The 23,079-nt window shown below is 69.2% G+C and carries 22 protein-coding genes and 1 pseudogene; 4 read left to right on the top strand and 19 right to left on the bottom strand.

Annotated elements, in window-relative coordinates; translation table 11 throughout:
* Positions 1–862 precede the first annotated feature (862 nt).
* From ACWDEW_RS41290 to ACWDEW_RS41280, 3 genes are read right to left on the bottom strand one after another with little or no spacing between them, the layout of a single operon-like run.
* Complete coding sequence (locus ACWDEW_RS41290) at positions 863–1,438, bottom strand: transcriptional regulator (protein ID WP_450520338.1); 576 nt, start codon at positions 1,436–1,438, stop codon at positions 863–865.
* Complete coding sequence (locus ACWDEW_RS41285) at positions 1,439–3,010, bottom strand: helix-turn-helix domain-containing protein (protein WP_450520336.1); 1,572 nt, start codon at positions 3,008–3,010, stop codon at positions 1,439–1,441.
* On the bottom strand, positions 3,007–3,294 hold the full coding sequence (locus tag ACWDEW_RS41280; protein WP_450520334.1) for a helix-turn-helix domain-containing protein: 288 nt from the start codon (positions 3,292–3,294) through the stop codon (positions 3,007–3,009). Before ACWDEW_RS41280 ends, ACWDEW_RS41285 begins: the two co-directional genes overlap by 4 nt.
* 698 nt (positions 3,295–3,992) lie before the next feature.
* Between ACWDEW_RS41280 and ACWDEW_RS41275 the strand changes: the two genes are divergently transcribed.
* Positions 3,993–7,904: a hypothetical protein gene (locus tag ACWDEW_RS41275; protein ID WP_450520332.1), complete on the top strand. Its 3,912-nt coding sequence runs from the start codon at positions 3,993–3,995 to the stop codon at positions 7,902–7,904.
* A gap of 82 nt (positions 7,905–7,986) precedes the next feature.
* On the opposite strand, the gene ACWDEW_RS41270 is transcribed toward ACWDEW_RS41275, so the two are convergent.
* The 4 genes from ACWDEW_RS41270 to ACWDEW_RS41255 form a co-directional block, all read right to left on the bottom strand.
* Complete coding sequence (locus ACWDEW_RS41270) at positions 7,987–9,477, bottom strand: UvrD-helicase domain-containing protein (RefSeq protein WP_450520330.1); 1,491 nt, start codon at positions 9,475–9,477, stop codon at positions 7,987–7,989.
* The gene (locus tag ACWDEW_RS41265; RefSeq protein ID WP_450520329.1) at positions 9,474–9,956 is read right to left on the bottom strand and encodes a hypothetical protein; all 483 of its coding nucleotides are present in this window, start codon (positions 9,954–9,956) and stop codon (positions 9,474–9,476) included. Before ACWDEW_RS41265 ends, ACWDEW_RS41270 begins: the two co-directional genes overlap by 4 nt.
* Positions 9,953–10,807: a DUF6083 domain-containing protein gene (locus tag ACWDEW_RS41260; protein WP_450520327.1), complete on the bottom strand. Its 855-nt coding sequence runs from the start codon at positions 10,805–10,807 to the stop codon at positions 9,953–9,955. Before ACWDEW_RS41260 ends, ACWDEW_RS41265 begins: the two co-directional genes overlap by 4 nt.
* A 169-nt stretch (positions 10,808–10,976) precedes the next feature.
* Complete coding sequence (locus ACWDEW_RS41255) at positions 10,977–11,240, bottom strand: helix-turn-helix transcriptional regulator (protein WP_450520325.1); 264 nt, start codon at positions 11,238–11,240, stop codon at positions 10,977–10,979.
* Between the two features lie 192 nt (positions 11,241–11,432).
* Here ACWDEW_RS41255 and ACWDEW_RS41250 point away from each other — a divergent pair, with 192 nt between their 5' ends.
* Positions 11,433–12,479: a hypothetical protein gene (locus ACWDEW_RS41250; RefSeq protein ID WP_450520323.1), complete on the top strand. Its 1,047-nt coding sequence runs from the start codon at positions 11,433–11,435 to the stop codon at positions 12,477–12,479.
* A 270-nt stretch (positions 12,480–12,749) separates the two neighbouring features.
* Here ACWDEW_RS41250 and ACWDEW_RS41245 read toward each other — a convergent pair whose 3' ends face one another.
* The 3 genes from ACWDEW_RS41245 to rpmG form a co-directional block, all read right to left on the bottom strand.
* A complete protein-coding gene (locus tag ACWDEW_RS41245) occupies positions 12,750–12,896 on the bottom strand; it encodes a hypothetical protein (protein WP_450520321.1) in 147 nt (48 codons plus the stop codon).
* 145 nt (positions 12,897–13,041) lie between these two features.
* A complete protein-coding gene (gene ykgO / locus ACWDEW_RS41240; protein WP_390941556.1) occupies positions 13,042–13,164 on the bottom strand; it encodes a type B 50S ribosomal protein L36 in 123 nt (40 codons plus the stop codon).
* Between the two features lie 354 nt (positions 13,165–13,518).
* On the bottom strand, positions 13,519–13,683 hold the full coding sequence (gene rpmG / locus ACWDEW_RS41235; protein WP_450520319.1) for a 50S ribosomal protein L33: 165 nt from the start codon (positions 13,681–13,683) through the stop codon (positions 13,519–13,521).
* A gap of 324 nt (positions 13,684–14,007) precedes the next feature.
* On the opposite strand from rpmG, the gene ACWDEW_RS41230 reads away from it, so the two are divergent.
* Entirely contained in the window at positions 14,008–14,754 is a 747-nt protein-coding gene (locus tag ACWDEW_RS41230; RefSeq protein WP_450520317.1) for an SDR family NAD(P)-dependent oxidoreductase, read from the top strand.
* 291 nt (positions 14,755–15,045) lie between these two features.
* Here the strand turns inward: ACWDEW_RS41230 and ACWDEW_RS41225 are convergent.
* The 7 genes and pseudogenes from ACWDEW_RS41225 to ACWDEW_RS41195 form a co-directional block, all read right to left on the bottom strand.
* Positions 15,046–15,194 (bottom strand): annotated as a pseudogene (locus ACWDEW_RS41225) (3-oxoacyl-ACP reductase); the annotation flags it as partial.
* Positions 15,195–15,437: 243 nt separating this feature from the next.
* A complete protein-coding gene (locus ACWDEW_RS41220; RefSeq protein ID WP_450520360.1) occupies positions 15,438–16,307 on the bottom strand; it encodes an alpha/beta fold hydrolase in 870 nt (289 codons plus the stop codon).
* 493 nt (positions 16,308–16,800) lie between these two features.
* On the bottom strand, positions 16,801–17,679 hold the full coding sequence (locus ACWDEW_RS41215; RefSeq protein ID WP_450520315.1) for an enoyl-CoA hydratase/isomerase family protein: 879 nt from the start codon (positions 17,677–17,679) through the stop codon (positions 16,801–16,803).
* Between the two features lie 458 nt (positions 17,680–18,137).
* Positions 18,138–18,602 (bottom strand): TIGR03618 family F420-dependent PPOX class oxidoreductase, encoded by a 465-nt coding sequence (locus tag ACWDEW_RS41210; RefSeq protein ID WP_450520313.1) that lies wholly within the window; start codon positions 18,600–18,602, stop codon positions 18,138–18,140.
* Between the two features lie 170 nt (positions 18,603–18,772).
* Positions 18,773–19,087: a GNAT family N-acetyltransferase gene (locus ACWDEW_RS41205; protein ID WP_450520311.1), complete on the bottom strand. Its 315-nt coding sequence runs from the start codon at positions 19,085–19,087 to the stop codon at positions 18,773–18,775.
* Positions 19,084–19,347, bottom strand: a complete 264-nt coding sequence (locus tag ACWDEW_RS41200; RefSeq protein ID WP_450520310.1) for a DUF2630 family protein — start codon at positions 19,345–19,347, stop codon at positions 19,084–19,086. The genes ACWDEW_RS41205 and ACWDEW_RS41200 overlap by 4 nt, the downstream gene beginning before the upstream one ends.
* 49 nt (positions 19,348–19,396) lie before the next feature.
* A complete protein-coding gene (locus ACWDEW_RS41195) occupies positions 19,397–19,816 on the bottom strand; it encodes an OsmC family peroxiredoxin (RefSeq protein WP_450520308.1) in 420 nt (139 codons plus the stop codon).
* Between the two features lie 646 nt (positions 19,817–20,462).
* Between ACWDEW_RS41195 and ACWDEW_RS41190 the strand changes: the two genes are divergently transcribed.
* On the top strand, positions 20,463–21,230 hold the full coding sequence (locus ACWDEW_RS41190; protein WP_450520306.1) for an SDR family NAD(P)-dependent oxidoreductase: 768 nt from the start codon (positions 20,463–20,465) through the stop codon (positions 21,228–21,230).
* Positions 21,231–21,402: 172 nt separating this feature from the next.
* Here ACWDEW_RS41190 and ACWDEW_RS41185 read toward each other — a convergent pair whose 3' ends face one another.
* The gene (locus ACWDEW_RS41185) at positions 21,403–21,561 is read right to left on the bottom strand and encodes a hypothetical protein (RefSeq protein WP_450520304.1); all 159 of its coding nucleotides are present in this window, start codon (positions 21,559–21,561) and stop codon (positions 21,403–21,405) included.
* Between the two features lie 728 nt (positions 21,562–22,289).
* Entirely contained in the window at positions 22,290–22,988 is a 699-nt protein-coding gene (locus tag ACWDEW_RS41180; protein WP_450520303.1) for an SDR family oxidoreductase, read from the bottom strand.
* Positions 22,989–23,079 lie beyond the last annotated feature (91 nt).

The following is a 23,079-nucleotide window of genomic DNA, read 5'->3' as shown; positions in this document are numbered from 1 at the left end:
AGTGCTGCCGGGAGGGATTTTCCCAGTAACAGCACCTGATGCGACGTCAGGAGCCAAAGTCCATATAGCTCCTGACGGCCCGCATATGGAATGAAGGGTGCCGATTTCCCGGGGCGCTGAAAGACCGTCACCGCCACGCCCCGAAGCCGCTGCAGACAAGGAAGGCCCCGCCCAATCCTGGGCGGGGCCTTCCCGTACGGCATCATCGGCGAAACCGCGGAAGAGGTTGGGCCGGGGCCTTGCCAGGGGAGCCACCCCTGGCGGACCACCGGCCGGTGCTGAGCGAGGGCTCCCAAAAGCCGTGTGTTCAGCAAGGACAATGAAACACCATGTGAGGTTGTGAAAATACCTCGCAGGAGGGATTTTACTCTATACCGAGGTAAGAACCACTCCTGTCAGGGGTTTTCCCTCTGCTTTCCGGGTTCCCACACATCTTTTGGCGGGCGTGGTTCGAATAATCCGACCTTTGAGTGCACTCCCCGCCCTTGAAGGTATGCCCTATGACGGAGCGAAGGGAACGGCCGGAAGCAGAGTTGCTGCGGCTGACACGCCACCACGTTCCTGCGGGGGACCGGGAATTCCGTCTGCCGGCATGCTGCTCCACCGCTGAGGCGGCGCCCCGTACGACGGGCGCCTGCTGGCTGATGGCAGAGCATCCCAGCCAGTCATTTCGGTGACGCCTGCGAAGTCGTCACGCATCTGGACATCACGGGCCTGGGAAGCAGCGACCTCACGACCCCTAGCACGCCACCTCTTCAGTTCAGAGAAGACCTCTGGGTTATGAGTCCAGCGAGTTGCTCCGCGCCGCGCCGGTGAACACGACCGTACGCCCCAGCGGCAGGCGGTGAAGACCATGCGGCTTCTACGCGGCGAAGCCGATGTTGGTGACGTACTCGTACTGGCCCCACTGGGAGCCGAGGTCGGGCAGGACGTCTGCGGTCCAGGCGTCGTCCAGGCCCTGGTGGTCGCCGGCCGCCCAGGACGCGACGATCCTGTCCCAGCGGCGCACGTTCATCGACCGGTGTTCCACCACCCGCTGGAGCGGGCGCGCCACGCCGGCCTGGTCCAAGGGATGGATCTCCACCCGGGTGCCGCGGCCTTCGCGGTTGAGGCGGGCGGTGAGGTGGCGGGCGACGTTGCGGCGCCGCACCGCCCGGTATGCGGCGTCGATGCGTTCCAGGTTGGTCTTCGAGGGGCGGCGTGTGCCCTGTTTCCAGGCCTTCAGTGTCCGGTCGCTGACGGTCAGTCCGGCGTCCTTGGCGGCCTGCCAGGTCCTGTCCGACGTGGTCAGGTAGTGCAGGCGTGCCATCAGGCCCCGCCTGGCGGTCACCGGGGTGGCGATGCCGCCGGCGAGCCGGTCGAGCTGGCGGGCGACCGCGTCGCTGCCCTTGATCCCGCTCGCGCCGAATTTCCCGAAGTCGATGTTCTTCTCCGGCATCTACTGCTCCTGCCCCGTGTCGGCCTCGGTGTCGGTTCCGGCGGTGTAGGTGTCCTTGACCTTGACCTCGGTAACCGAGCGGCCTTCAGGGAAGACACGGCGCCAGTCTCCGGTGACGTGGAGCTCGTCGGTGCCCATCGCCCGTACGACGGGCAGTCCCGCCTCGTGGGCCTTGAGCGCCTTCATCCAGAGGTTGGCGAAGGCCTGGGAGCGGATGATGTGCATCCAGTCCGGGCGGTAGAGCTCCCGGTTGTAGTTCGACTCCCCCATCGTGGACACGAACTTGGAGTACATCGCCTTCACGTACTCCAGTGTCAGCTCGTCGCCGTCGGCGATCGCGGTGTCACGAGCGTCCTTGAGGGCGATCCGGAACTTCTCCAGGAGGTTCTCGGTGGCGCCCGAGGTGTACGACTCGTGGATCTCGGGCGGCTCGCACAGGCCATGCTGCGGGCCGGACAGGCGCAGCAGCAGGCGCAGGGTCGGTTCGGTGACCCACAGGGGTCCTGGTTCCTCGCGCTGGCCGATCGGGTTGGGCAATACCGCGTCGTGCTCCCAGGCGGGCGGGGTGATCAGGTGGACTCCGGCGCGGCGCCGGTCGTGTGCGAAGCCCGTGGAGTGCTCCAACTGGCCGAGCGGGAGATGGGTCTTGAGGGCCGAGAGGTAGGCGCCGTTGATGTCGAGTGCGGTCACCTCGTGCCGGCCGGGCGGGAGCGCGGCACGGGTCCATTTGGGGCGGGCCTCCCAGATCTGGTCGGCTCCCCGGGAAGTCTGTTTCCTGAGGATGTCGGGGATCCACGGATGGGCGATCACGTCGTAGCGGGCACCCTTGCGGGTCTCGTCCAGCAGGCGCATCGCGTCCGGGATGGCCCGCTTCAGCAACGCGGCGCTCGCGGCTTCGACATCGCCTTGGTGCTCGGCGAGCGCGGCGTGCACCGCTTCGTGGATCAAGTCGGCCGGCCCTGACGGCTCCTGGAACGCGCGCCCGCTCGGGGCCGCACCTTTCCCGCCGGCCGGGCGGGGCGGGCGTGCTGTGCGCGGCTCCTGGGCCTGGGCAGATGGCGTGGCGGGCGCGGATTTCGGGTTTTCGCCAGGGGCCGCCTGGCAGTCGGAGGGGTCCAGGTGCTGAGCGAACCCCGCCACGCATTGTTCGGCGGGACGGCCGCACAGCACACACGGCTCGGGCACGGCGAGCAGCTCCACCTCGTCCTGGCCGACTTCCGGCGAAGACGTAGAAGTGACGGCCGCCGCGGCAGCGCCTGACGCCGTGGGCTGCTCCTCGGCCAGCTCCACCGTGGTCTCAGTCTCAGTCTCAGTCTCGGTCGCGGTCTCGGTGGCGAGCTTGGCGTTCAGCCCGTCCAGCAGGTATGCGTACTTGGCCCGGACCTCGCCGGCCGGGTCCCGGCCGCTCTCCCATCCGCTGAGGGTGGACGGGCTCACGCCGAGCGCACGTGCCACCTGGGCCTTGGACAGCCGGGCCCGTTCCCGCAGCTCGCGGCGCACCTGGCAGGGCGGAAGTTGGACCTGCGGGCCGACGGCGTCGAGCAGCGAGTCGATCGCGTCGAAGTCGCTCACCGGCTCGTCCCCTTCGCCTCGACCTGCGCGGAACGGCGCCGGTCGGCGGGCAGCACCTCGCACGCTCTGGTCGGACCCGCCAGCAGGTCCAGCGCGCCGATGCCGTAGTGCTCGGCCAGGACATCAACGTCGCGCAGGCTCCACGAAACGGCACCCGACTGTCGGCGCGACACCTGCGTCTGCGTCAGTCCCAGCACCCCCGCAACCGACCGTTGCGAGTCACCCGTCACCTGCATCAGTGCGGCCACCGTCAGCCGCAACGACTCCTCCAAGGCCAATCCCATACTCCTACACTACCCGATTCGATGCAACTTTCGCATGAAAATTAGCTGATTGCTATCAACGATGCGTAGGGGGCTTCACCTGCTCACGTGTGAGCTAAGGGCCCTCGCTATAGCGGTCTCTCGCCCGGCCAGCGAGACCAGCAATGGGGGGCCGCTTTACTCACGCGGAAGCCGGCGGGCCGCGCGTCGGACGTCCCGCCTCGCCTGGCGTGCCTCTTCAACCGCCCGATCGGACAGGCACCGCGGGCACACGAGGTCCAGGACGCGCGCAGGTGCCCAAAGCGCAGCGACCACAGAGGCGTTGCCGGCGTGGGCGGCCAAGAGGAATGCCATCTGCGCCTGGTGGCCAGTCGGGAACCGTGCGGCGGACTCGGCCTGCTCTTCCGGGTGGAGGAAGGCGTCGTGGCGCTCTCAGCGCAGCGCCTTCCTATTGTTGCGGGAGATGCCCGGCGAGCTGGTGTTCATGGCTTCAGGAGCCTGCCCGGGGTCATCTGTGGACAGAGGACGGCCGGTGGGCCGTTCCCATGGGGCGGGTGACAGGGTTTCCGGCGCGTCACCCGGGCTGATGCTGGGTGGCTGTCCGCATGGTGCACAGGTTGGCGTCCGGGTTACGCCTGTGCCGTTGTGGCGCGATGATGAAGTTGCGGTGCGGCAGAGGTGGCCGCGCATACAGCCCTCTCACGTTTGCGGAGTCACCCGTGTACGAGACTGCGAGAGCCGCTCTGCAGGAGCTCGAGAACGATCAGGTCTTCGAGCGGGTGGCGCTGCATGTGCTGCGGGTCCGTTTTCCGCAACTGCGGATCACCAGTTCCACCGGCGATCTGGGCCGGGACGCGTTCGGCCGTCCCTTGTTCGGCGAGAACGACCAAGTCGTGCTGTGGGCGAGTCTGCAGCAGCGGTGGACGGACAAGCTGAAGTCCGAGTTGGTGAAGAACGCCAAGCACAGCAGGCGGGCCAAAGCGATCTACGTGATGAACCGCTCGACCAACGAGATCACCAAGGAGAGGTGGAGAAAGAAGGCACACACGGAGTACGGCGTTGAGATGGAGATCGTCACTCTGGCTGAACTGGTCACCGAACTGGAGACAGACGGCCTGCGGTGGGTGGCCGAGCTCGAGCTCGGTGTACGTCCGCGGGCTCCGCGCAGGCTGTCGACGTGGGCGCAGTACATCGACGCCCTGTCCGTGTCGGTGCCCGGGATGACCGCGCCCTTGGTGGGACGCGAGGCGGAGATGCAGGCGCTCGGAGCGGCATTGGCTGACAGGAGTCCGGCGGCGCGGGTCGTGGTGGTGGAGGGTGCGGGTGGGGTCGGAAAGACCCGTCTGGCGATCGAGGCGTCGCGGTCGGTGTCGGCGGTGCTCGTCGCGCCCACGGGTGTGTCGTTGGAGGCCGGCGCGTTCGCCGAAGCGCCGGTCGATGCTCCCCTGGTTGTTCTCATTGACGATGCCGACCGTGCCCCGGATCTGAGCGGTCTTCCCGCGCTCCTGCACGACGGCCGTTTCGGCCGCGTGCGTCTTGTCCTGACGGTGCGGCCCGGCCGTCACCTGGGGGTGCTGCAGCGCTGGAACATCGAGCGCTGGGGCGGTGCTGTCGTCCCGCTTCGTTCCCTGGACAGAGGAGGCATCGACGCGCTTGTCACAGGGCGGGGGATCCTGAATCCGGCCTTCCGTGAAACCGTCATCAATCTGGCTCAGGGCAACCCGCTCATCGCTCATGCGGCCTGTGAAGCGGGGCTTGCCGCAAGCCGGTTCGACTGGCCGAGCGCGGCCGATCTGCTGCGGGTCACCGTAGGGAGGCGCCTGCCGGCCGACGACCCCGCACAGGAGCACCGGGCCGCGGCGGTGGCGCTGGCGGTGCTGGGCACGGTCACCAGTGGGGAGGAACTCGCCGTGCTGGCTGGTGCGGTGTCGACGCTTCCGCCGGAGCCGCACCGGTTGTCCGTCCTGCTGAATGAGCTGGCCGATGCCGGGCTGGCCGATTCTTCGCCGTACTCGGTGCGCCCTGCCCTGCTTGCCCCGGTTCTCCTCGCCGACGCGCTCGATCCTCACGCCCGGGTCCGGCTGGACGTGGACCGGGTGCTGCAAGCGGTAGTGGGGATGGCCGGGCTCGAGCTGAACGGGCAGCCCGTCACGTCCGCTGGCCGGCACCTGGAATTCGGGGCGTCCCGGCTCGGTCCTAAGCTGAACGTCCTGGCCCAGGCAGCACACGACCGGGCAGACCATGTCGTAGGTGCCCGGCTGGCTGCGGCTGTCCGCGCGTTGCTGCCGTCCGAGGCGCATCTGGGCGAGTGGGCGGCTGTGGTCGGCCTGGCCGGTGAAGTGGCCGTGGCCGCCCCCACTATCCTCGCGGACCTGCACGAGACGCTGGTGAAGCGGTGGCCGCCGGATCCTGCACCCCGCTTGCTGGACGGCGGAGACCCGGTTGCCCACTACCGGTACGGTCTGCAGCACTTGGGCGAGCGGTTCGCTCAGCTCGCCCACCGCATCGCGCTCGATGCGGTACCCAGTCCGGTCAGCCTGTTGCTCGATGTGGCCTGGTTGATGGAACCGGCCCTCCACGTGGAAACCTCTGACCGGCGCGAGGGGGTTCTGCGTGCCATCGGGCAGTGGTGCTCCGCGCCGGCCCAAGCCCTGCCGCAGCAGTTTGACGCACTGTTCGAGCGGCGTCGCGAGGTCCTGCGGGTCATCGCCCAGTGGCACCGGGACCGGGCTGCCTACCCTCCGCAGGAGCTGGAGGCCGGGGAGAGTGCCATCCGTGGCCCCCTCGGCCTCGCACGCGTGCTTGTAGGAGCCCTCCAGCCGCTGCTACGCGTGACCGTGGAAAGCACTGGCGGCACACCCGAGTCAGCGAGCGCTATCTCCCTGCACGCCACTGTGCTGCCTGACCGCCCCGAAACCCTCACCCTGCTGCGCGAGGCGCTCACGCTGCTCGCCCCGCTGCTGGACGAACCCACAATGCGCAGTGGTGAAGGCTTGCCCGTACTGCACACGCTCGTCTCCCTGCCCGGTCAGTTGCGTGGCGAAGGAGCGCGGCCGATGGCGTTCTCCGGCGTGCCCCTGGCCAGCCATGCGGTCGCCGTATTGGACATCGCGGCGGGAGAGTTCACTGAGCAGATCGCGGCCCGGTGGGACTCGCTTCCTTTGGCGGTGAGGCGCAGCGCAGCCCAGGCCGTGCTGGGACCTCATCCACGGCCTCGTTCCCTCGCCGGAGCGGCCGAAGCCGGGGATGCGGTGGCAGTCGTAGCACTCGCGGACACCCGGCTTGGCCGTCTCCTTGTGCTGCAGCCGCTGCACAGCCGCACTCCCTGGCGTGAGGCGCTTGAAGATCAGCAGCGCGCCGCACAGCAACTGGGCAGCGAGATGGATCTGCCGGAGGCGCTCCGCCTGCTGGAGGAGACCGGCCCGAATGTCACGGGCGTAGCGGTCAGCGCGCTTCCTGCCTTCGCCCGAGCCGTCGGAGCTGCGGCCCCGGATCCCCAGCCGGCGTTCGAGCGGATAGCCCAGGCGCCGGTGGCCGGTGAAGATGCTCTGCTGGCGGGACTCGCACAGCATCACACCGATGCCGTGTGGTCGTGGATGGAGGAACGGGTGGGCGATCCGCGTCTGGCCGCTGCGGCGCTGTCCTTCGCCCACGAGCACCCAGGGCGCGAGCCCCGCCTGTTCGACTTGATCCTGCAGGCCGCCTCCGCTGCCTCGGCGGCAGGGGGTGAGGGCGCGGTCCGCTTGGCAGGGAACCTGACGTGGCATTTGGTCGCGTGCAATCAGCCGCTCGCGCAACGCATGGCCGTCCTTGCCTTGCTGACGGAGCAGTGCCCTGCCACGGCTCTTCCCACCACGCTCGAGGTGATCGGTTTCTTGCTCCAGGAAGCGCGGAAAAGCAGCCTTCGCATCGATACCATCGTCGCCGCGAAGTACGCGGATGGGCTGCGCCGCCGGTTCAGCGAGTCCGATCAGATTGCCGCGACCGTCGATTTCGACGAGGACACGGCCTACGGCGCCGCTGAGATCGCCTCCTCCCTGCCCGAGGAGTTCGCCGCCGTCGTATCCGGGCAACTGCTGGCCGTCGACGGCAGATCCGGCCTCCCGCTCGCCTGGAAGCGGTCACTCGAGAAGCTCCCTCCGTCGGCGCGCGAACGGCTCATCCTCGCCTTCCAACAGAGGATGGACGAAGCCCGCGCTGCGGCGGGAGTCAGTGCCCGTGTCGATCTGACGGCCGCCGGGGTTCTGACGGTGCTCGGTAACGGAACGACGGCCTGGGCCGACATCCTGCGGCAGTGGGCGTCCGGGGCACCAGCCCAGCGTCGGCAGGCCGCGGCCGCCGTCCAGCACTCATGGCAGGATCCGCTGTGGGCAGAGATCATCTCGGTGCTTCTGTCCGCAGGCGTCGACGCAGCCACTAAAGACGCCCTGTTGGCGGGTGTCGTCCTGCCCGGTACGACAATCGATCTTCCTGATGCACTTCAGCCTCGCCGGGAGGCATTGTCCCCGCTGCTCACAGACCCGACCGCTGCTGTCCGCGCTTTCGCCGCCGACGCCCTGCACAGCCTCGACGTCCTCGAAGAGGAAGAGCGTCGGCGGGAAGCCGACTTCGCCCGCGGATACCGCACCTGAACCATCCCGGGTCGGTGCGGTCTTGCTCCCGCCTGTAGCTGTCGCGCACCGCCGCTCCGCCCTGCACTCCTCCAGGGCGTGATCACTGCAGCGACCGAGAACTGGCCAGGGCTCCTTCCGGGTGCTCGTCGATCCAGGACAGGCCTCCCAGGTCGAGGCGTCGGCGGGTGCGGGTGACGGCGACGTAGGCGAGGCGGGCTTCGGCGTCATCGACGGGGTCGGGGGCGGGCGCCGGTGTGCTTCCTGTCTGGTCGTTGGCGGTGTCGTTCGAGGAGCGGGCGAAGTCGTCGGCGATGAGGACACGGGGCCATTCGCGTCCCTTGGCTTTGTGGGCGGTGGAGACGGTGACGTGTGCGTGCGGTTCGGGGGCGAGCTGGGTGATGGCGGCGAGGATGGCGTCGGTGCCGTGGGTGTCGACGAGGTTGACCAGGGGCTGCAGGTCCCGGCCCGCGGGATCGTGGGCGGCGTAGTCCTGCAGGTCGCCCCAGCACGGGAAGAGGAGCAGTTCGGGATGGTGGGTGCGGCGGCCTTCTTTGAGGTCGCGGGCCGCGAGGGCCAGGGCGTGCAAGCTGTCTCCTCCCCCGGTCAGAGCGACCCGGTGTCCGGCGGCCATGTGGGCCATGACCTGGGCCATGGCGCCGACGTTGGTGCGGCACAGGACGGCGTCCGGCTGGGTGACGGGGCCGAGTTCGGTGGGTACGGCCGGGGTGCCGGTGAGGCGGATCGGGGCGTCGGCCAGGCGCAGCCAGCGGTTGGCTTCGGCGGCGAGGTCGGGGCCGAAGCGGAAGGACTGGGACAGAGCGAGCGGGATGCCGTCGAAGCCGGTCATGATGTCTTTGGCGCCGCGCCATTGGTAGATGGCCTGGGCGGAGTCGCCGACCATGACCAGCTGGGCGTGGTCGCGCTGGGTGAGGAAAATCTGTTCGACGACGGGGTTGGTGTCCTGGGCTTCGTCCAGGAGCAGGAAGTCGGCGTCGATTCGCGGCCGGGTGAGGGCCCAGATCTTCAGGTAGTGGTCGTGCTCGAAGCGGACCGCGCCGTCGTCGGGATGCTGCAGGTCGGCCCAGGCTTTGCGGGCGAACGGCACGATGTGGGCGGCGAGTTGGGTGTGGTGGTCTGAGGCGTCCAGGCCGCGCAGGCGGGGCACATGGTGGCGGGCGATGGCCTCGTCCGCGGTGTGGCAGAAGCGGGTGACGGTGCGCAGGGTGGCGTTGGAGAGGGCTCGTTGTGTCACTTCGCGGTCGCCGATGCGGACGGCTTTGGTGATGCCGAGGGCTTGTCCGGTCTGCCAGGCCGGGCGGCGCGGGGCGCCCAGGCGGCGGGCGTAGCGGTGGCCGACGGCGGCGTAGGCCAGGGCGTGGGCGGTCTTGCACTGGACGGTGTCGGGGAAGCGGGTGCGGGCGTCCTGGGCGATGGCCCGGTTGTAGGCGAGATAGCGGCCGCGGCGCCGGGTGGCGTGGGCGAGGAGGGCCAGGGTGGTGGTCTTGCCCGTGCCTGCGCCGGCCTGCAGGGCAAGGTGCTGGCCGACGTGGAAGGCGTCGGCTGCGGCGGCCTGTTCATCGGTCGGGTTCATGCGGGGGCTGCTCCGGAGGTGCGGGTCAGGGCGTGGCCGACGGCTGCCAGAAGGTGCGCGGCCGTGGTAGTGGCGAGCAGTTGCTGCACGGCCCGGTCGAGGCGGTCGGACTCGTCGCTGGCGTGCTGGGCCAGCGCCCGGTGCAGGGCCAGCTTCACGAAGAGTTCCGGGCTCTGCCCCGCGTGGTGGGCGGCCCGGCGGATCGTGGCGTGGGCGGCGGGCGGGAGGGCGAGGTTGAGCAGGACCTGCCCGCTGTCGTCCGGGTAATGGGTGGTGATCACGTCCACGGGGAGCGACGCGGCGAGGCGCTGGCGCAGCCGGTGCGCGGCGCGGCCTGGGGTTGGGGCGCGTACGAGGGCCATGAGGCGGGTGGTGTCGTGGTTGGCCGCGAGCGGCAGTGCGCGGGCGGCGTCGCGGAGTTCGGCCGGGGCCAGGGGGCGGGTGAGGAGGATTTCCAGGGCGTGGTGGGGCATCGTCATCTCTCCCCGCTGCCGTGTGCCGGCGGATGGGGCAGGCCGGTGCGAAGGTGCTGTGCGTGCAGGAGGGGGTCGAAGACCTGCCATCCGGCCAGCGCCAGGTCGGCGGCGCCGTGGGAGGCGGCGTGCGCGGGACAGTGCTGGAGGCGCCAGCGCCGTTGTTCGGCATGGGGCAGTCGGCCGAGGTCGTAGACGTCCATCGTCTGTTCGGGCAGGGGAAGTTGGCCGCGCCGGGCGCCGACGGGCAGCTGTCTCCAGGATCCGGCCGGGCCGTCCGGGACCAGGAGGGGGCTGGGGCAACGGCGGCGGTGATGTGTCTGGGCCACGCAGCGGATGCCCTCCAGGGGGCCGTCGGCGAGGTAGAGGACCAGCAGCATCCGCACGACCGGGCGCTCGCCGGTGCCAGCAGTCGCTGCGCCGGTGGGGGACGTCGTGGGGGTGAAGGCGCCGGTGTCGATCAGGCGGCGGGTGCGTACGGCGAGTTGGCGGCGCGCCGACGCGAGAGGGCGGCTGATGCGGCAGGTGGGTGTGCGCTGCGGGCAGAGCACGGCGTGCGGGATGCGGCACCAGGCGCTGCCGCCGTCGTGCGGGTGGGCGATGCCGGAGCTCAGGTGCCAGCGGCAGGGGGCGGGGATGTGGGCGGTGGCCAGTTCGGCGGGGTGCAGGGCGATGGGGCGTCCGTCGGCACGCTGGTAGAGGTCTGTGCGGTTGCCGCAGCGGGGGCAGCGGCGGCTCTGGCCGGCGCGCAGCAGGCGGCTGGGGCTGGTGGCGGCCACCCGCAGCGGGCGGCGTAGCGGCACGGTGGGGGTGCTGCCGTCCCAGTGGCAGCCGGTGGAGGCGGGGTTGGGGTGCATGGCGAGGACCGTGCCAGGCGACACACCGTGAGAGCGGGGCGGGCGGGAGGGCAGTCCCCCGGGCGGCCCAGTGATACCGAATACCAGCACGGCGTGCCGCACGTGTGTTCTGTACGGGTTCGCCGGTCCGGGTGATTTTCGCCGCGTGCCGGGTCGGGGACGGGCGGGGTCAGGCGCCCTTGGGTCCGGGTGGGGTGTGGTTGTCGCAGAGCGGGCCGAGCAACTGCTCGATGGGGACGTCGAAGGCGTGCGCGAGGGCGTGCCAGGTGGTGACGGTGCCGGCGGCTCGGCCGTGTTCGAGGTCGATCAGCGTGCGCCGGGCCAGGCCGCTGCGCTCGGCGAGTTCGTCGAAGGTCCACCCGTGCGCGTTCCTCAGCCGTGCCAGCGTCACACGCAGGGCCTCGCGGTCCGGGTCGGGCGGCAAGATCGTCACCCCACCATCCGACGGTGCAGACACCTGCCCTGTCAGTGCGGATTTCTGCACTATCAGTGCAGGTGAGCGCGCTGGACACCCGCCCTGCGCGAGTGCAGGGATCTGCACTACGGTGCGGGCGGCCCCGCGTACCTGCCGGGAGACCACCGCACGAGGCCGGCGCGGACCGGACGGGAAGGGGACGACGAGCCGATGCGGCTTGCCAGCACACACGCCACGGTGCAGCGCATCTGGACAGTGCACCTGCGCCCGCAGACGGGCGGACCTGCTCTGTCCTGTCCGCGCTGCGCGCACAGCCCCGTCCTGCCGGCCGCCTCCGCCCGCTCGGCCGCTCTCACCCATCTGGCGCGCCACGCCCGCGCCGACGCGCTGCCCGGACACCTGCGCACCTGCCAGTGCCGGACGAGGGGCTGCCACTGGCACCCCCGCCACCGCGGCTGCGCGGGGCCCGTCCTGCTCGCCCTGACCTGCGACCGCAGCGGCCGCGCATGGCGGCTGGCCGATGCCTGCGCCGCCTGCGCGGCGGCGATGAGCCACACCGCCGTCGTACCGCCCACCCTGCTCCACACCGGCCGCGCCCAGCCGGCCGCCAGCACGTCGCGCTCTGTGCGCGACACGCCCGCATTCGGCCCGGCCGAACAGCGGCGCGTACGCGAAATGCTCACCTACCTCGCCGCGGCACTGCCCCGCTTCTCCTCCCCCGCCGCCCGGCTGCTCGCCCTGCAGTGCGCACTGCGCGCCGACCACCACGGGCAGATCTGCCTGCCCCACGGATTCCTGCGCGGCATGCGGCTCCACGGCCGCGTAGAACTGTGGCTCGAGCTGGAACACGCTGGCTGGCTGCACCGCTCCAGACGCAGATGCTCCCCCGTCCAGGCGCAGTTGCTCGATGCCGCCGTCCTCCATCAGGATCCCGGACGCACCGCGCGCGTCCGCGCCGCCCAATGGGCGCTGCGCCCCACCCCGCTGGCCCTCTCGCCCGCCCTGCCCTCCGCTCTGCGACTGGCCGCACTGGCACTGGCCGCCCACAGCACCGCTGGGGTGGGCGGGGGTGAGCTCGATGCTCTCGCCCGCCAGTGCGGGCAGCCGCCTCAGCAGTTGGAGGATCTCCTCGACCAGCTGGTCCGCGCCCGCCTCGTGACCGCCTGGCACCGCCATCACGACAGCGACGAGATCCGATGGGAGCTGCCCGCGCACTCCCCGCCCAACGAAGACACCACCCAAGAGGCCGGCGCGTAACAGGGGGCACGGTGGCCTGCCCGGCCGGGACTCCTCCTGCTACTGCGCCCTCAGACCCCGGACACCCACCTGGACACCAGCCGCAGCGATCACCGGGAGGTGGACCTCTTCGCAGATCAGCCCGACCAGCCAGGTTGCGCGCGGTCCCGGCCTCCATCGCCAAAGTTCACCGCCCGGGCGCCGCAGGCGGATCTCCCTCCCCCGATACCCCGGCAACCGACCGCACCCTCATGCCGGAGGGTGTCCCCCACCGCTTGCTTCGCTGCCGCCTCAGCGGTGTGCGGCGATCTGCTGGTACCAGCCCGGCATCGCGCCGACCGGGACGAGAGCACTGGAGAGAAGCGGCAGGACCATCAACAGCAGGGCGCTGTTGCTCGTGGATGTACCTGCCCAGGCGCGGTGATGCGGCTCGTCCACGGCCGAACACCGCGCGCACGCCTTCGGTGGCATCGGGGCTAGCGCCGGCACGCGGAGGGTGACCGCTGAAGCCGGGCAACAGCGCCATGACCGGCCTGGCCCCGCGCATCGCGGGGCCAGGCCGGTCTCGTTTAACGGGGCGCTGTCAGCCCTGACGGGCCTTGAAACGCGGGTTCTTTTTGTTGATCACGAATGTCACACCCCGGCGGCGTACCACCTGGGCCCCCGGTTTGGACTTCAGTGAGCGCAGGGAGTTGCGCACCTTCATGGCTCTGCTCCTCTGTTCGGATGCCGGCCCGCGGGCAGGGCCGAGGTCACGCAGCCTTAGCGGCGCTCGAAGCGCTCCACGCGACCGGCGGTGTCCACGACGCGTCAGGCGTCGTGGATGTGGAACGGATGGCTCGCTGACAAGACCCCGGCATCGGTCAACGGGTGCGTGGTGGCCTTCCACGCGATCGTCTGGGACGAGTGCGCGGTCAAACGGGTCAGAAACGCTGCGTCCTCGACTCGGCCGCGGACGACGACCGGCCGGGGACGACGACCGGCCGGGGATGCGGGGTGGATACGGGCCTCAGGTCATTTCCTTCCCTCCGGCCGTCCGCCCGGTGACGCCGGGCTCGATTCAGCGTTCCTCCCGGAAAGCGACGTGCTGCCCGGCCACCGGGTCGTACTTGCGCAGGACGAGCCGGTCGGGGTCGTTTCCGCGGTTCTTGCGCGTCACATAGATGACGCCGGTCCCGGCCGTCGACTTCAACTTGACGACGGGACGCGCACTGTTGCGTGCCATGAGGTCCTCCTTCCGCCCACATCACGCGAATTTGACTCGCGCATGCCAGCTACGTGCCGTAACAGCACACCCGGCCGCCACATTCCCGCCCCAGGAAACGCGATCTGGGCAGTCAATTAAAACTCAGATCACTGCGGTTCGCGCCGCCAAAGTGCCGCCCCGCACAGGACGAGGCCATTCTCCGCATGCCCCTCGACGGCGCCATGGCATGGCAGTCGGTGGGTCACGCCGGAGCCCGCACCGAAGTGCACCTCTTTGACTTTCCCATGAGCGCGAAGCATAGTTGGGTTGCCTAAACAAACTCAGCACGGGAAGGCTCTTGCCATGACGCAACTCACCGGTTCCACCGCCCTCGTCACAGGCTCCACCAGCGGAATCGGCAGGGCCATCGCCGAGACGCTGGCGCGCCTGGGCGCTCACGTCATCGTTTCCGGGAGGGACTCCTCGCGCGGTGATGAGGTCGTCTCGGGGATTCGCGCCGCCGGCGGCAAAGCCGACTTCGTCTCCGCGGACCTGAGCCACGCCGCCGGAGTGCGTTCCCTGGCCGAGCAGGCGACCGGCGTCACCGGCAGGGTTGACATCCTGGTCAACAACGCCGGGATCTACACCTTCGGGCCGACCGCCGAGGCGACCGAGGCGGACTTCGACCGCATGTACAACGTGAACGTCAAGGCCCCGTACCTGCTGGTGGGTGAGCTGGCGCCCCTGATGGCATCCCGGGGCACGGGGGCAATCGTGAACATCACCACAGGAGCTGCGGTCAAGGGCATCCCCACCGGCGGTCTGTACGGGTCGAGCAAGGCGGCGCTCGACTTGCTGACCAAGGCATGGGCTGCCGAGTTCGGTCCCTTGGGAGTACGCGTCAACGGCGTCAGCCCCGGCCCGACCTACACCCCCGGCACGGAGGCCATGGGAGAGGGGGCCATCGACTCGTTCGCCACCGGCATCCCGGCCTCCCGGGTGGGCGAACCGCACGAGATCGCTTCTGCCGTGGCCTACTTGGCCTCAAACGACGCTTCCTTCGTGCACGGCGCAGTACTGGCCGTGGACGGCGGATACGCCGTCGTGTGACGCATCGTCGGCAGGAACGGCCCTGCGGTCGGTTCGCCGCCTGCCTGGCTGGCGATTGCGGTTTCCGGGACCGGTGCCAGCGCTCTTCCGGCCCCTTGACGGTGCGGAAGGCCTCCTCGACAGGTCGTCCGCACCGTCCGGACGCCCTGTCGGGCTGAGAGGGCCGGTGAGCGTGTGGCGCCTCCGCCGCCCACGTTGTTGACCAGCAGGTCGATACCGCCCAGCTGAGCGGGGCCGTGTCGGCCAGGACGCGTCGTCTACTGGGCCACGGCCGGCGGCGAGGCAACGGCGCCGTTCCCTTCAGCTCGGCGGTGATCGTGCGGGCGGCGCCGACGACACGTACGCCTTCAGCCGCCAGGGCCCGGGTCGTTGCCACCAGTCCCGTGCCCTCGGCTGGCACCGGTGACCACAGCGGTCTTGGCGGTGAGGCTGAGATCCAGTGAAGGAACCCCTTCTTGACGTGGCACTCTGCCACTGCTGGCTGCCGACTCCCGGGCGCGGCTGGCGGATTGAGCGGGATCATGTCGGCACCTGCGTTGCTCTGCGAAGCCCTCGGGGGCAGGCCCGCCGCTGTTGCGGGCATCCGTGCGAGGCCCCCGGGGTGGATGCGAGCCGAACCGGGCGCCTGCCCGGCACCGGACGTGATGCTCGGCTGCTTCCCGGAGGCCGGACGGCCGACAGAGTCAGAAGGCCTTCGCGAGTTCCCGCAGCACCTCTGCTGTCCGGCCGAGGGCCACAGAGAAGTGGCCCTCATTCTTCATGAGATGGGTGACGGCTCCTGGAACATGTCCGGCAAGCCATTCGCCGTGCGCGTAGGGAACCATCAGGTTCTGTCCTCCCTGCCAGAGGAAGGTCGGCACGGCGATCTGGTCCACGGCGAATCCCCAGGGCTTCACGAAGGCGAGGTCGTCATCGATCCAGCCGGCCGCGCCGCGCTGCACACCTGCCGAGACGGTCGCCGCTGTGTCCTGGGCTGTTTCGGCAGGCGCGAGGAAGGCCCGGTCGCTGTCGGACAGCAGCGTGCCGAGACTGGGAAGCAGGTCCGGACCGGTCGCGGTCGCCAGGGCTGCTGCTGCGGCGGCGTGTCCGGGCGTTATCGCATCCTCGCCCTGCAGGGCGAGTTGGAAATCGTCCACATTGCCTTGGCCTATGCTGGCAAGGAAATCCAGGCCTTGCGCGCCGGACGGTGCAAAGCCCGAGACAGATGCCACTGCGGTGACACGCGCCGGCAGAAGTGCGGCTGTGGCGAGCGCGGGCGGGCCGCCTCCCGACCAGCCGAGCACCAGGCAGCGTTCGATGGCCAGGTGGTCGATGAGGGCTTCCACGTCCGCGGCCGCATCGGCGACCGTGCGTCCCGGCAGGCGGGTCGAATGTCCGTAGCCGGCGCGCGCGAACGTCACCAGCCGCAGGCCGTGTTCGTCAGCAGCGTCCTTCAGCGCCCGATAGGGCCGGGCGGAGCCTGGCGTGGTGTGGTGGAAGACCAGCGGTGGACCATCCGCCGGGCCTGACACCTCGGCCTGCAGCTGACGCCCGTCAGGCATCGGGATCATCATGGCGGTCACGTCGACGCTCCTTCGTGAGAGGCGGGTGCCCCGCCCGCGGTGAGCCCGGTGAGCCCGCATGTGCGGAGAGCGGGCTCAGCGGTGCAGGGCGGCGGTGAGGGCTCGTAGCCGTGCACTGGCGCGCGGTGTTCGCGCACGTCGGCAAGGTGAAGGCCGGTGTGTCAGTCTCCGGGGCCGGCGTGCGATCCTGTGCCGCGCCGGCGCCGGCGGGCTGTCGCTGCGCAGCATCCGGTCGGCGCAGTGGGCTGATCCTGAGGGACGTGAGAGCGGTGGGGACTGCGCCCTGCGGTGACCGCCCACTACACCCGGTGGCCGCGCATGGAGCGGGCCGGCCGGCAGCCTCGGGAGGCCGTGGCCGTATCACCGTCACCCGTACACGCAGGAGGCGGCACCCTTGCCGTAGTGATGAATGACTTCGGCCGCCGTCACGCCGGGCCCGGGGCGCGAGCGTCACCGAGGTGCTCCCGCGGGGCGGCGCCTGCTCTCACTCGGTGTCCTGGCCGGCCTCGCTGCGGCGCCCGACGGCGGGCGGTACGACGATCCGCTCCAGGGCGGCTCCGAGGCTGAGTTCTGTCTCTCCCCGCTCCTGCAGGCCCAGGCCGAACATCTGCTTGGCGCGGTCCTGTGTCTCCGGCCGGGACACGGAGGCCCAGAACGCGGCCATCTGGGGCGGGAATTCGTCATCCGGCGGCAGGGTCACCGCGTTGACGTACTGCTTGATCTCTTCGATCGCCCGGACATCGAAGCGCGAGATCCGGACCGCGAACTCATCCACGAACTCACGGAACTCGGCGTCGGGTACTGCCCGGTTGACGTAGCCGTACCGCTCCGCCAGCTCACCGTCGAAGTCGTTCGCGCTGAGCAGGATCTCCAGTGCGCGGCCCCGGCCGACGAGACGGGCCAGGCGGCTCGACGGGCCGCCGCCGGGCACTGCTCCGGTTCCCAGTTCGAACTGTCCGAGGACCGCCTTCTCGCGGCTGGCGAAACGGATGTCGGTGGCCAGCGCGAATTCGCTGCCCGCGCCGCGGGCACGGCCCCTGATGGCGCTAATGGTGACGGCCGGGAGCCGGCTGAGGCGGATGAGGATGTCGAGCCAGGGGTGGAAGCCGGTGGGGCCCGGCGGCAGGGCGTCGACTTCGGCCGGGTCGGATGCGATGTCCCAGTGGGCGAGGAAGTAGTCGGGGTCGGCGCTTTCGAAGACGACAGCGGCCACCAGGTCGTCGTTCTCGAGTTCGGTGAGCAGATCCCTCAGCTCGGCCACCATCTGGGGACCGATGAGGTTGATCGGCGGGTTATTGAAAGTGACCCACCACAGGGCGGGCGTTTGCTTCGTAACGGCCAGATGCCGCGCATTCTCCGTCATGCCTGGAACCTAACAGTCTGACTTTGGATGGACAACCTAGATGGGCCAGCGTCCTTGCCGTGTCTGGGGAGATCCAGATCTCGCCGTCGGACGGCCGGAATGCTCGCAGCGGCCTGCGCCGGCCGTGTCGCCGCCCTTCATCTGCGCGTCAGTGGAAACCGAGATTCCGCCAGCATCATGAACAGGGGGAAGGTCCGCGCGCAGGCGGCCGCCACGACCGGCTCCTGCCAGCGGCGGCCGCACCGGTGCGTGGTGACTACTGCGGCCTCGTCGTCACCGATCAGGGCGAGCAGCCTGTGGGAGCCGACGGCGGTGTGGTGAGCAGTTGTTCGCCGGTGAGCCGGAAACACAGCAGCCAGGCATCGTTCTGCAGGGACCCGCGGCGATCTTGGGGATCACCAACCGCCAGCTCGTGGCCGCCGGCCGTCACCAGACCTCTGCGCGCCATGGCCGGTCCCTCAGTTGGTGTAGATGCGGCCGGGGGTCACCAGGACGGCCGTACGGCGATCTTCGGCCATGACACGGTCGTATGCGTCCCAGTCGTCGTGATGCCCGCCAGCGGCGGTGAACACGCTCCTGAGCAGTGCCGGCAGATCCTCCTGCGGCAGCCACGGCTGAGGGTCGTCGGGGCCGACGAGTCTCGCGCGGCCCTCGACGGTGGCCCATCGCCATCCGTCCCGGAAGGTCACACTGACCTGCGGCCTGGCCCGCAGGTTTGCCAGCTTGACCCGCCCGTAGGTGACGAACGCCAGCACTTCACCGTCGCCGCACGGATGGGCCAGAACACCGGCGTTGACAACCGAGGACTGGATCGTGTGGTCGGCGCGCAGTGTCGAGACGACGGCAAGAAAATACTGCCCTTCGCCAACGGCGACGGCCTGATGCAGAGAAACCATCTCTTCCTCCTGAACACAGTCGGCCACCGGCTCCGCGGGACAGCGATGCGCGAACAGAACACCTACCGGGCGGGGAAAGACACCGTCTCGCCTGACGTCAAAGCCGCCGCCCCGGGCAACAACCGCAACCCCCTGCCACGGCAGAATGCTCCAGGCAGGGGCCCTGCAGAGCGGCTGGAGAACGGTCCCCCGCCTGCTCACTGTTCCGCAGGCTCGCAACGGAGCTCGTGGTGCTCAGGATGCTGATCGATGTACCACGCAATGAACGGGCAGGTGGCGACCACCCGCAGCCCGACCGCGCAGGCTTCGTCGAGCGCGTAGCGGCCCAGCGCCGAGGCGATACCGCGCCCTCTGTAGGCGTCCTGGACCTCGGTGTGCACGAACACGATGGCATGGGCGGTGCGGCGGTAGTCGGCGAAGCCCACCAGGGCGCCCGCAATCCGCGCCTCGTAGCGGCTGTTCTCCGGTGTGTCCGCGACAATGACCTTGTTTGCGGCTACGGCCTCGTTCAAGACAGGTACCCCTCGACGGTCGAGGTGGTGCGCACGTGCGCCTGCCCCGGATCCGCACCGGCGTCCTTCAGCGCGCGCCGCTGGCGCAGAAGGTCCCAGCACTGGTCGAGTTCGCGTTCCAGCGCAGCGAGCCGCTCGTGTTCGGTGCGGCCGTCGATGCCGCCCTCGGCAAGCAGGTCCCGCAGCACCTTTTCGTCACCGACCATCGCGCTGATCCGACTGATGAGGGCACTCTCGGTTTCGGGGTTGGACTGTTCCACGTGATCCTCCGAATATGGGGCTACGACTTCGAGAAGTTCCTCGAAGAAGTCAGCTGCTCCCCTGCTCGCGTGCGAGCGTTGCGGTCAGGGTGATGTCGACAGACAGCGCCTTGGAGATGGCACAGGTCCGAGCTGCCATCTCGGCGAACTGGCGGAAGCGTTCGTGGCTGACGTCGGGCATGTGGGCATCGACGGTGATGTGCACGCCCTGGATACCGGGGCTGACTGCGTCGCTTCCCATGTCTACCTCGACCGTCGTCCGGATGGTGCCGACGGAGAGGTCGTTCTTGTGGAAGATGTTCGCCAGGGCGTGGTTGTAACAGCCGGCGTGAGCTGCCGCCAGCAGTTCCTCAGGACTGGCTCCTTCAGCACCTTCGAACCGGCTGGCGAACGTGTACGGGCGCTCCGTCAGCGTCTGCGACGCCGTCGAGATGCTCCCGCTGCCCTCGTGGAAGGATCCGTTCCACACGGAGGAACCCGTAGCGATCATGTCTGCTCACCTGCACAATCCGTAGTCCGATAGCCGTCATCGGCCAGTACCGAACGCCCGACGCTGCCAGCAGGTCGCTCTCGGACCCGTTCGCGTCGCCTCTGCCGCACGCCCTGGGACAACTAGGGACACCAGAGAACGCGCCCATCCACCCCCTGCGCCTGCTCCGCCAGTCGGCCGGTGACCCGCAAGCACATCAGAATCTTAACTTCAAAGTCAGCATAGGGTCAGCCGCTTCACGCCTCAAGTGCTGCACCACCAGGCCGCGACACCGAGGACCGCCTCACGTTACATCCGGAGTCAACGATCGCATTGAATCAATGCACTTCAAGTCCATATCCAGAGGCGAGACCCTTCCGCGGCGCGCTCCGCACGTCACGAGTCAACCCATCTTCGCTTACCGGGCAGACAGAGACGCTGTAGCCTCCTAGATTGTAGGATACAATCTAGGAGGGTCGGGCAACAGACGCACCAACGGAAGCTGCCGGCAACACAGAGGAGCGGGCGGACCCCGGCATGAAACACCGCACCCCGGCCGACAGCGCATCCTGCGTGCAGCAGGTGCGCCAAGGCTGTGACCGCCTCCCCGTCTGCTGGCCCGATATCCCCAGGAGAGGTACTGATCATGTCGTCACTGACAGGGCGAACTGCGCTGGTCACCGGAGCGGGACGCGGCATCGGCCGTGCGACCGCGCTTGCCCTGGCAAAGGCGAGCGTGGACCTCATCCTTCTGGCCCGCTCCCAGGATCAGCTCTCTTCGGTGGCCGACGAGGTCCGTTCCCTGGGCCGCACGGCCTCAACGGTGGTGACCGACCTCTCCAGCCTGGAGGACCTCGAAAGGACCAGGCGGGCCCTGGAGCAGGTCGAGGGCATCGACATCGTGGTCAACAACGCTGCGACGATCACCCCCATGGGCGCCACGACGAGCATCGAGACGGATGACGTGCTGTCCGCCATGGTCCTCAACGTCGTCGCTGTGGCCGCATTGAACAGTGCGCTGCTGCCTCACATGCTGCGGCAGGGGTGGGGCCGGATCGTCAACGTCTCCAGCGGACTTGCCGGCCGCCCGGCGGACTTCGTGGGCGGCAACACCTACGTGACGACCAAGGCCGCCCTGGAGGCGCACACCGTCAATCTGGCGGCCGAGATCAAGCACACCGGCGTCACCGCGAACATCTATCGCCCCGGAATCGTGGACACCGGCATGCAGGCGTGGATTCGCGAGCAGGACCCTCAGCGGATCGGCGAGGCGCTGCACGAGCGGTTCGTTTCGTTGCACGAAGAGGGAAATCTGATAACGCCGGAGCAGTCTGCTGACGCACTGCTGCGGCACCTGGGCAGCGAGGCGACCGGACAGGTGTGGACGGTGGCCTCGGCCCCGGCTGCCGCCTGAGAAGGAGGCGAGCCAGGACGTCCCGGAAACGTCTCACCTGCCGCCCCATCGGCGGCATGCACGGCGGGGGCTACACGCCACCCCGCTCGACTCGGTGGCCGGCTGCGCCGTCCAGCCAGTGCTGCCGCAGGCATGGCGTAGACGTCGCTGGATCTGACGATGGCGTTGCTGCTCACCGTGGAACCGGCTGGTCCGTGCCGTGGGCAGCGTCATCAACAGCCGCCGCCGTACGGCGGCGGCCCGGATTCAGCTGCTTGATGAGGCCGAGCGGCTGACCGACCTCCGGGTCGGCCGCCTCTTCTCCCGGTGCCCGGCCTCCTGCGGCATCCAAGGAGGCGCCTGCGCTCCTGCAGATCCACCTGATCGTGGACAACTGCGGCGCCCGCACGACTTCAGCGATCAGGGCTGGGCTGGCCAACACCCGCGGTGCGGGTGGCGGTTCGGCTACCTGGCCCACCAAATGGTCCGCCGCGGCGCGCAGAAGAACATCCAGGCTGGCTGGACGCCGATATCCGGGCATGGGGCAAGGATTGGAACGAAGACCCCAAGCCGTTCATCTGGGCCAAGCCGGATGAAGAGATCCTCGACTCCCTCGCCCGCTTCAGCCGACGGATCTCCGGCCAGGGCAGTAGCAGGGACGGTCACCGGACCTCGTGGCGGGGGTCATAGATGCTCGCCATGAAGCAGACCACAAGGCCGTTCCGAGTTCGTGACCGCCCTGGGGGCAGCTTCGTGGCCGGGGCCCCGGTCGGGGCCAGCGGGTTTCCTCATCAGCGACCGAAAACTCTGCCGGACACCGTCACGGCCCGCGGGAGGAACACCTTTACGAGCAACCCTTGGACGTACCAAGGCTGCGGCGATCCCCAACGTCGACCGCGCGTCATACGAAGCGTGCGGTACGAGCAGCCCGGCCGCCCAGTTACGGGTACTGGAGATGCTCGGGCAAAAAAAGTTGATTCCGTTCGCCGTACTACCTGCCGTCGGGCTGACCGGAAGCCAAAATGTGCTTTCAGACAGCCCACCCGTACACCCGCCCCAAACCTGGGCCGAGGAAAGGACTCAGGCTGCCGGCGGGTAGAGGCTTGCGACCCCACCTGAGAGGTTCGCCAGCGTGGTGCGCGCGCCTTCGTCACCCAGGATCTCGACGGCCCCCTCCTCGAGGGCAGCAAGGGAAAGCGCCGCGATGGCAGCGGGATCACTCTTGGGAGCATCGATAGAGCTGGTCATGTCGGTGTCCATAAAGCCGACGTGCAGGGCCGCCACCTGGGTGCCCTGCGCCGCCAGTTCGTTGCGCAGCGCGCTGGTCAACGACCACTGGGCCGACTTCGCCGCCGAGTAGGCACTGAACCCCGGGTAGGTGAGCCACGACAGCACGGACAGTACGTTGAGGATGGCGCCGCCGCCGTTCTCCGCCAGTTGCGGGGCGAAGGCCCGGCTGACCTCCAGCGTGCCGAAGTAGTGCGTCTCCATCTCCAGGCGGATGTCTTCCAGGGATCCGTCCGTCACCGAGGCTCCGGTGAAGGAGCCTGCGTTATTGATGACAAGTGAGACACCCGTTGCCACCTTGGCAGCAGCGGTGACCGACTCCGGGTCCGTGACGTCGAGCTCAACCGGGATGACACCGGGCACGTCGATCGACGCCGGGTTGCGCGCGCCGCCGTAGACCCTAGCCCCCCGAGACACGAGCTGCTCAGCGAAGTGCTTGCCCAGGCCGCGATTTGCGCCGGTGACGAAAGCCGTCATCTCGCCGATCTTCATGTTTCCTCCAGTATCTGGATTAGAACTTGCAATCTAACCTGCTGGATCGTTTTCAGCAACTCAGAGGGGAAGCTATCCTCCCGCACGCGGG

The sequence above is a fragment of the Streptomyces sp. NPDC001100 genome, from assembly GCF_053598575.1.
This window is presented reverse-complemented; position numbering and strand designations above follow the sequence as displayed.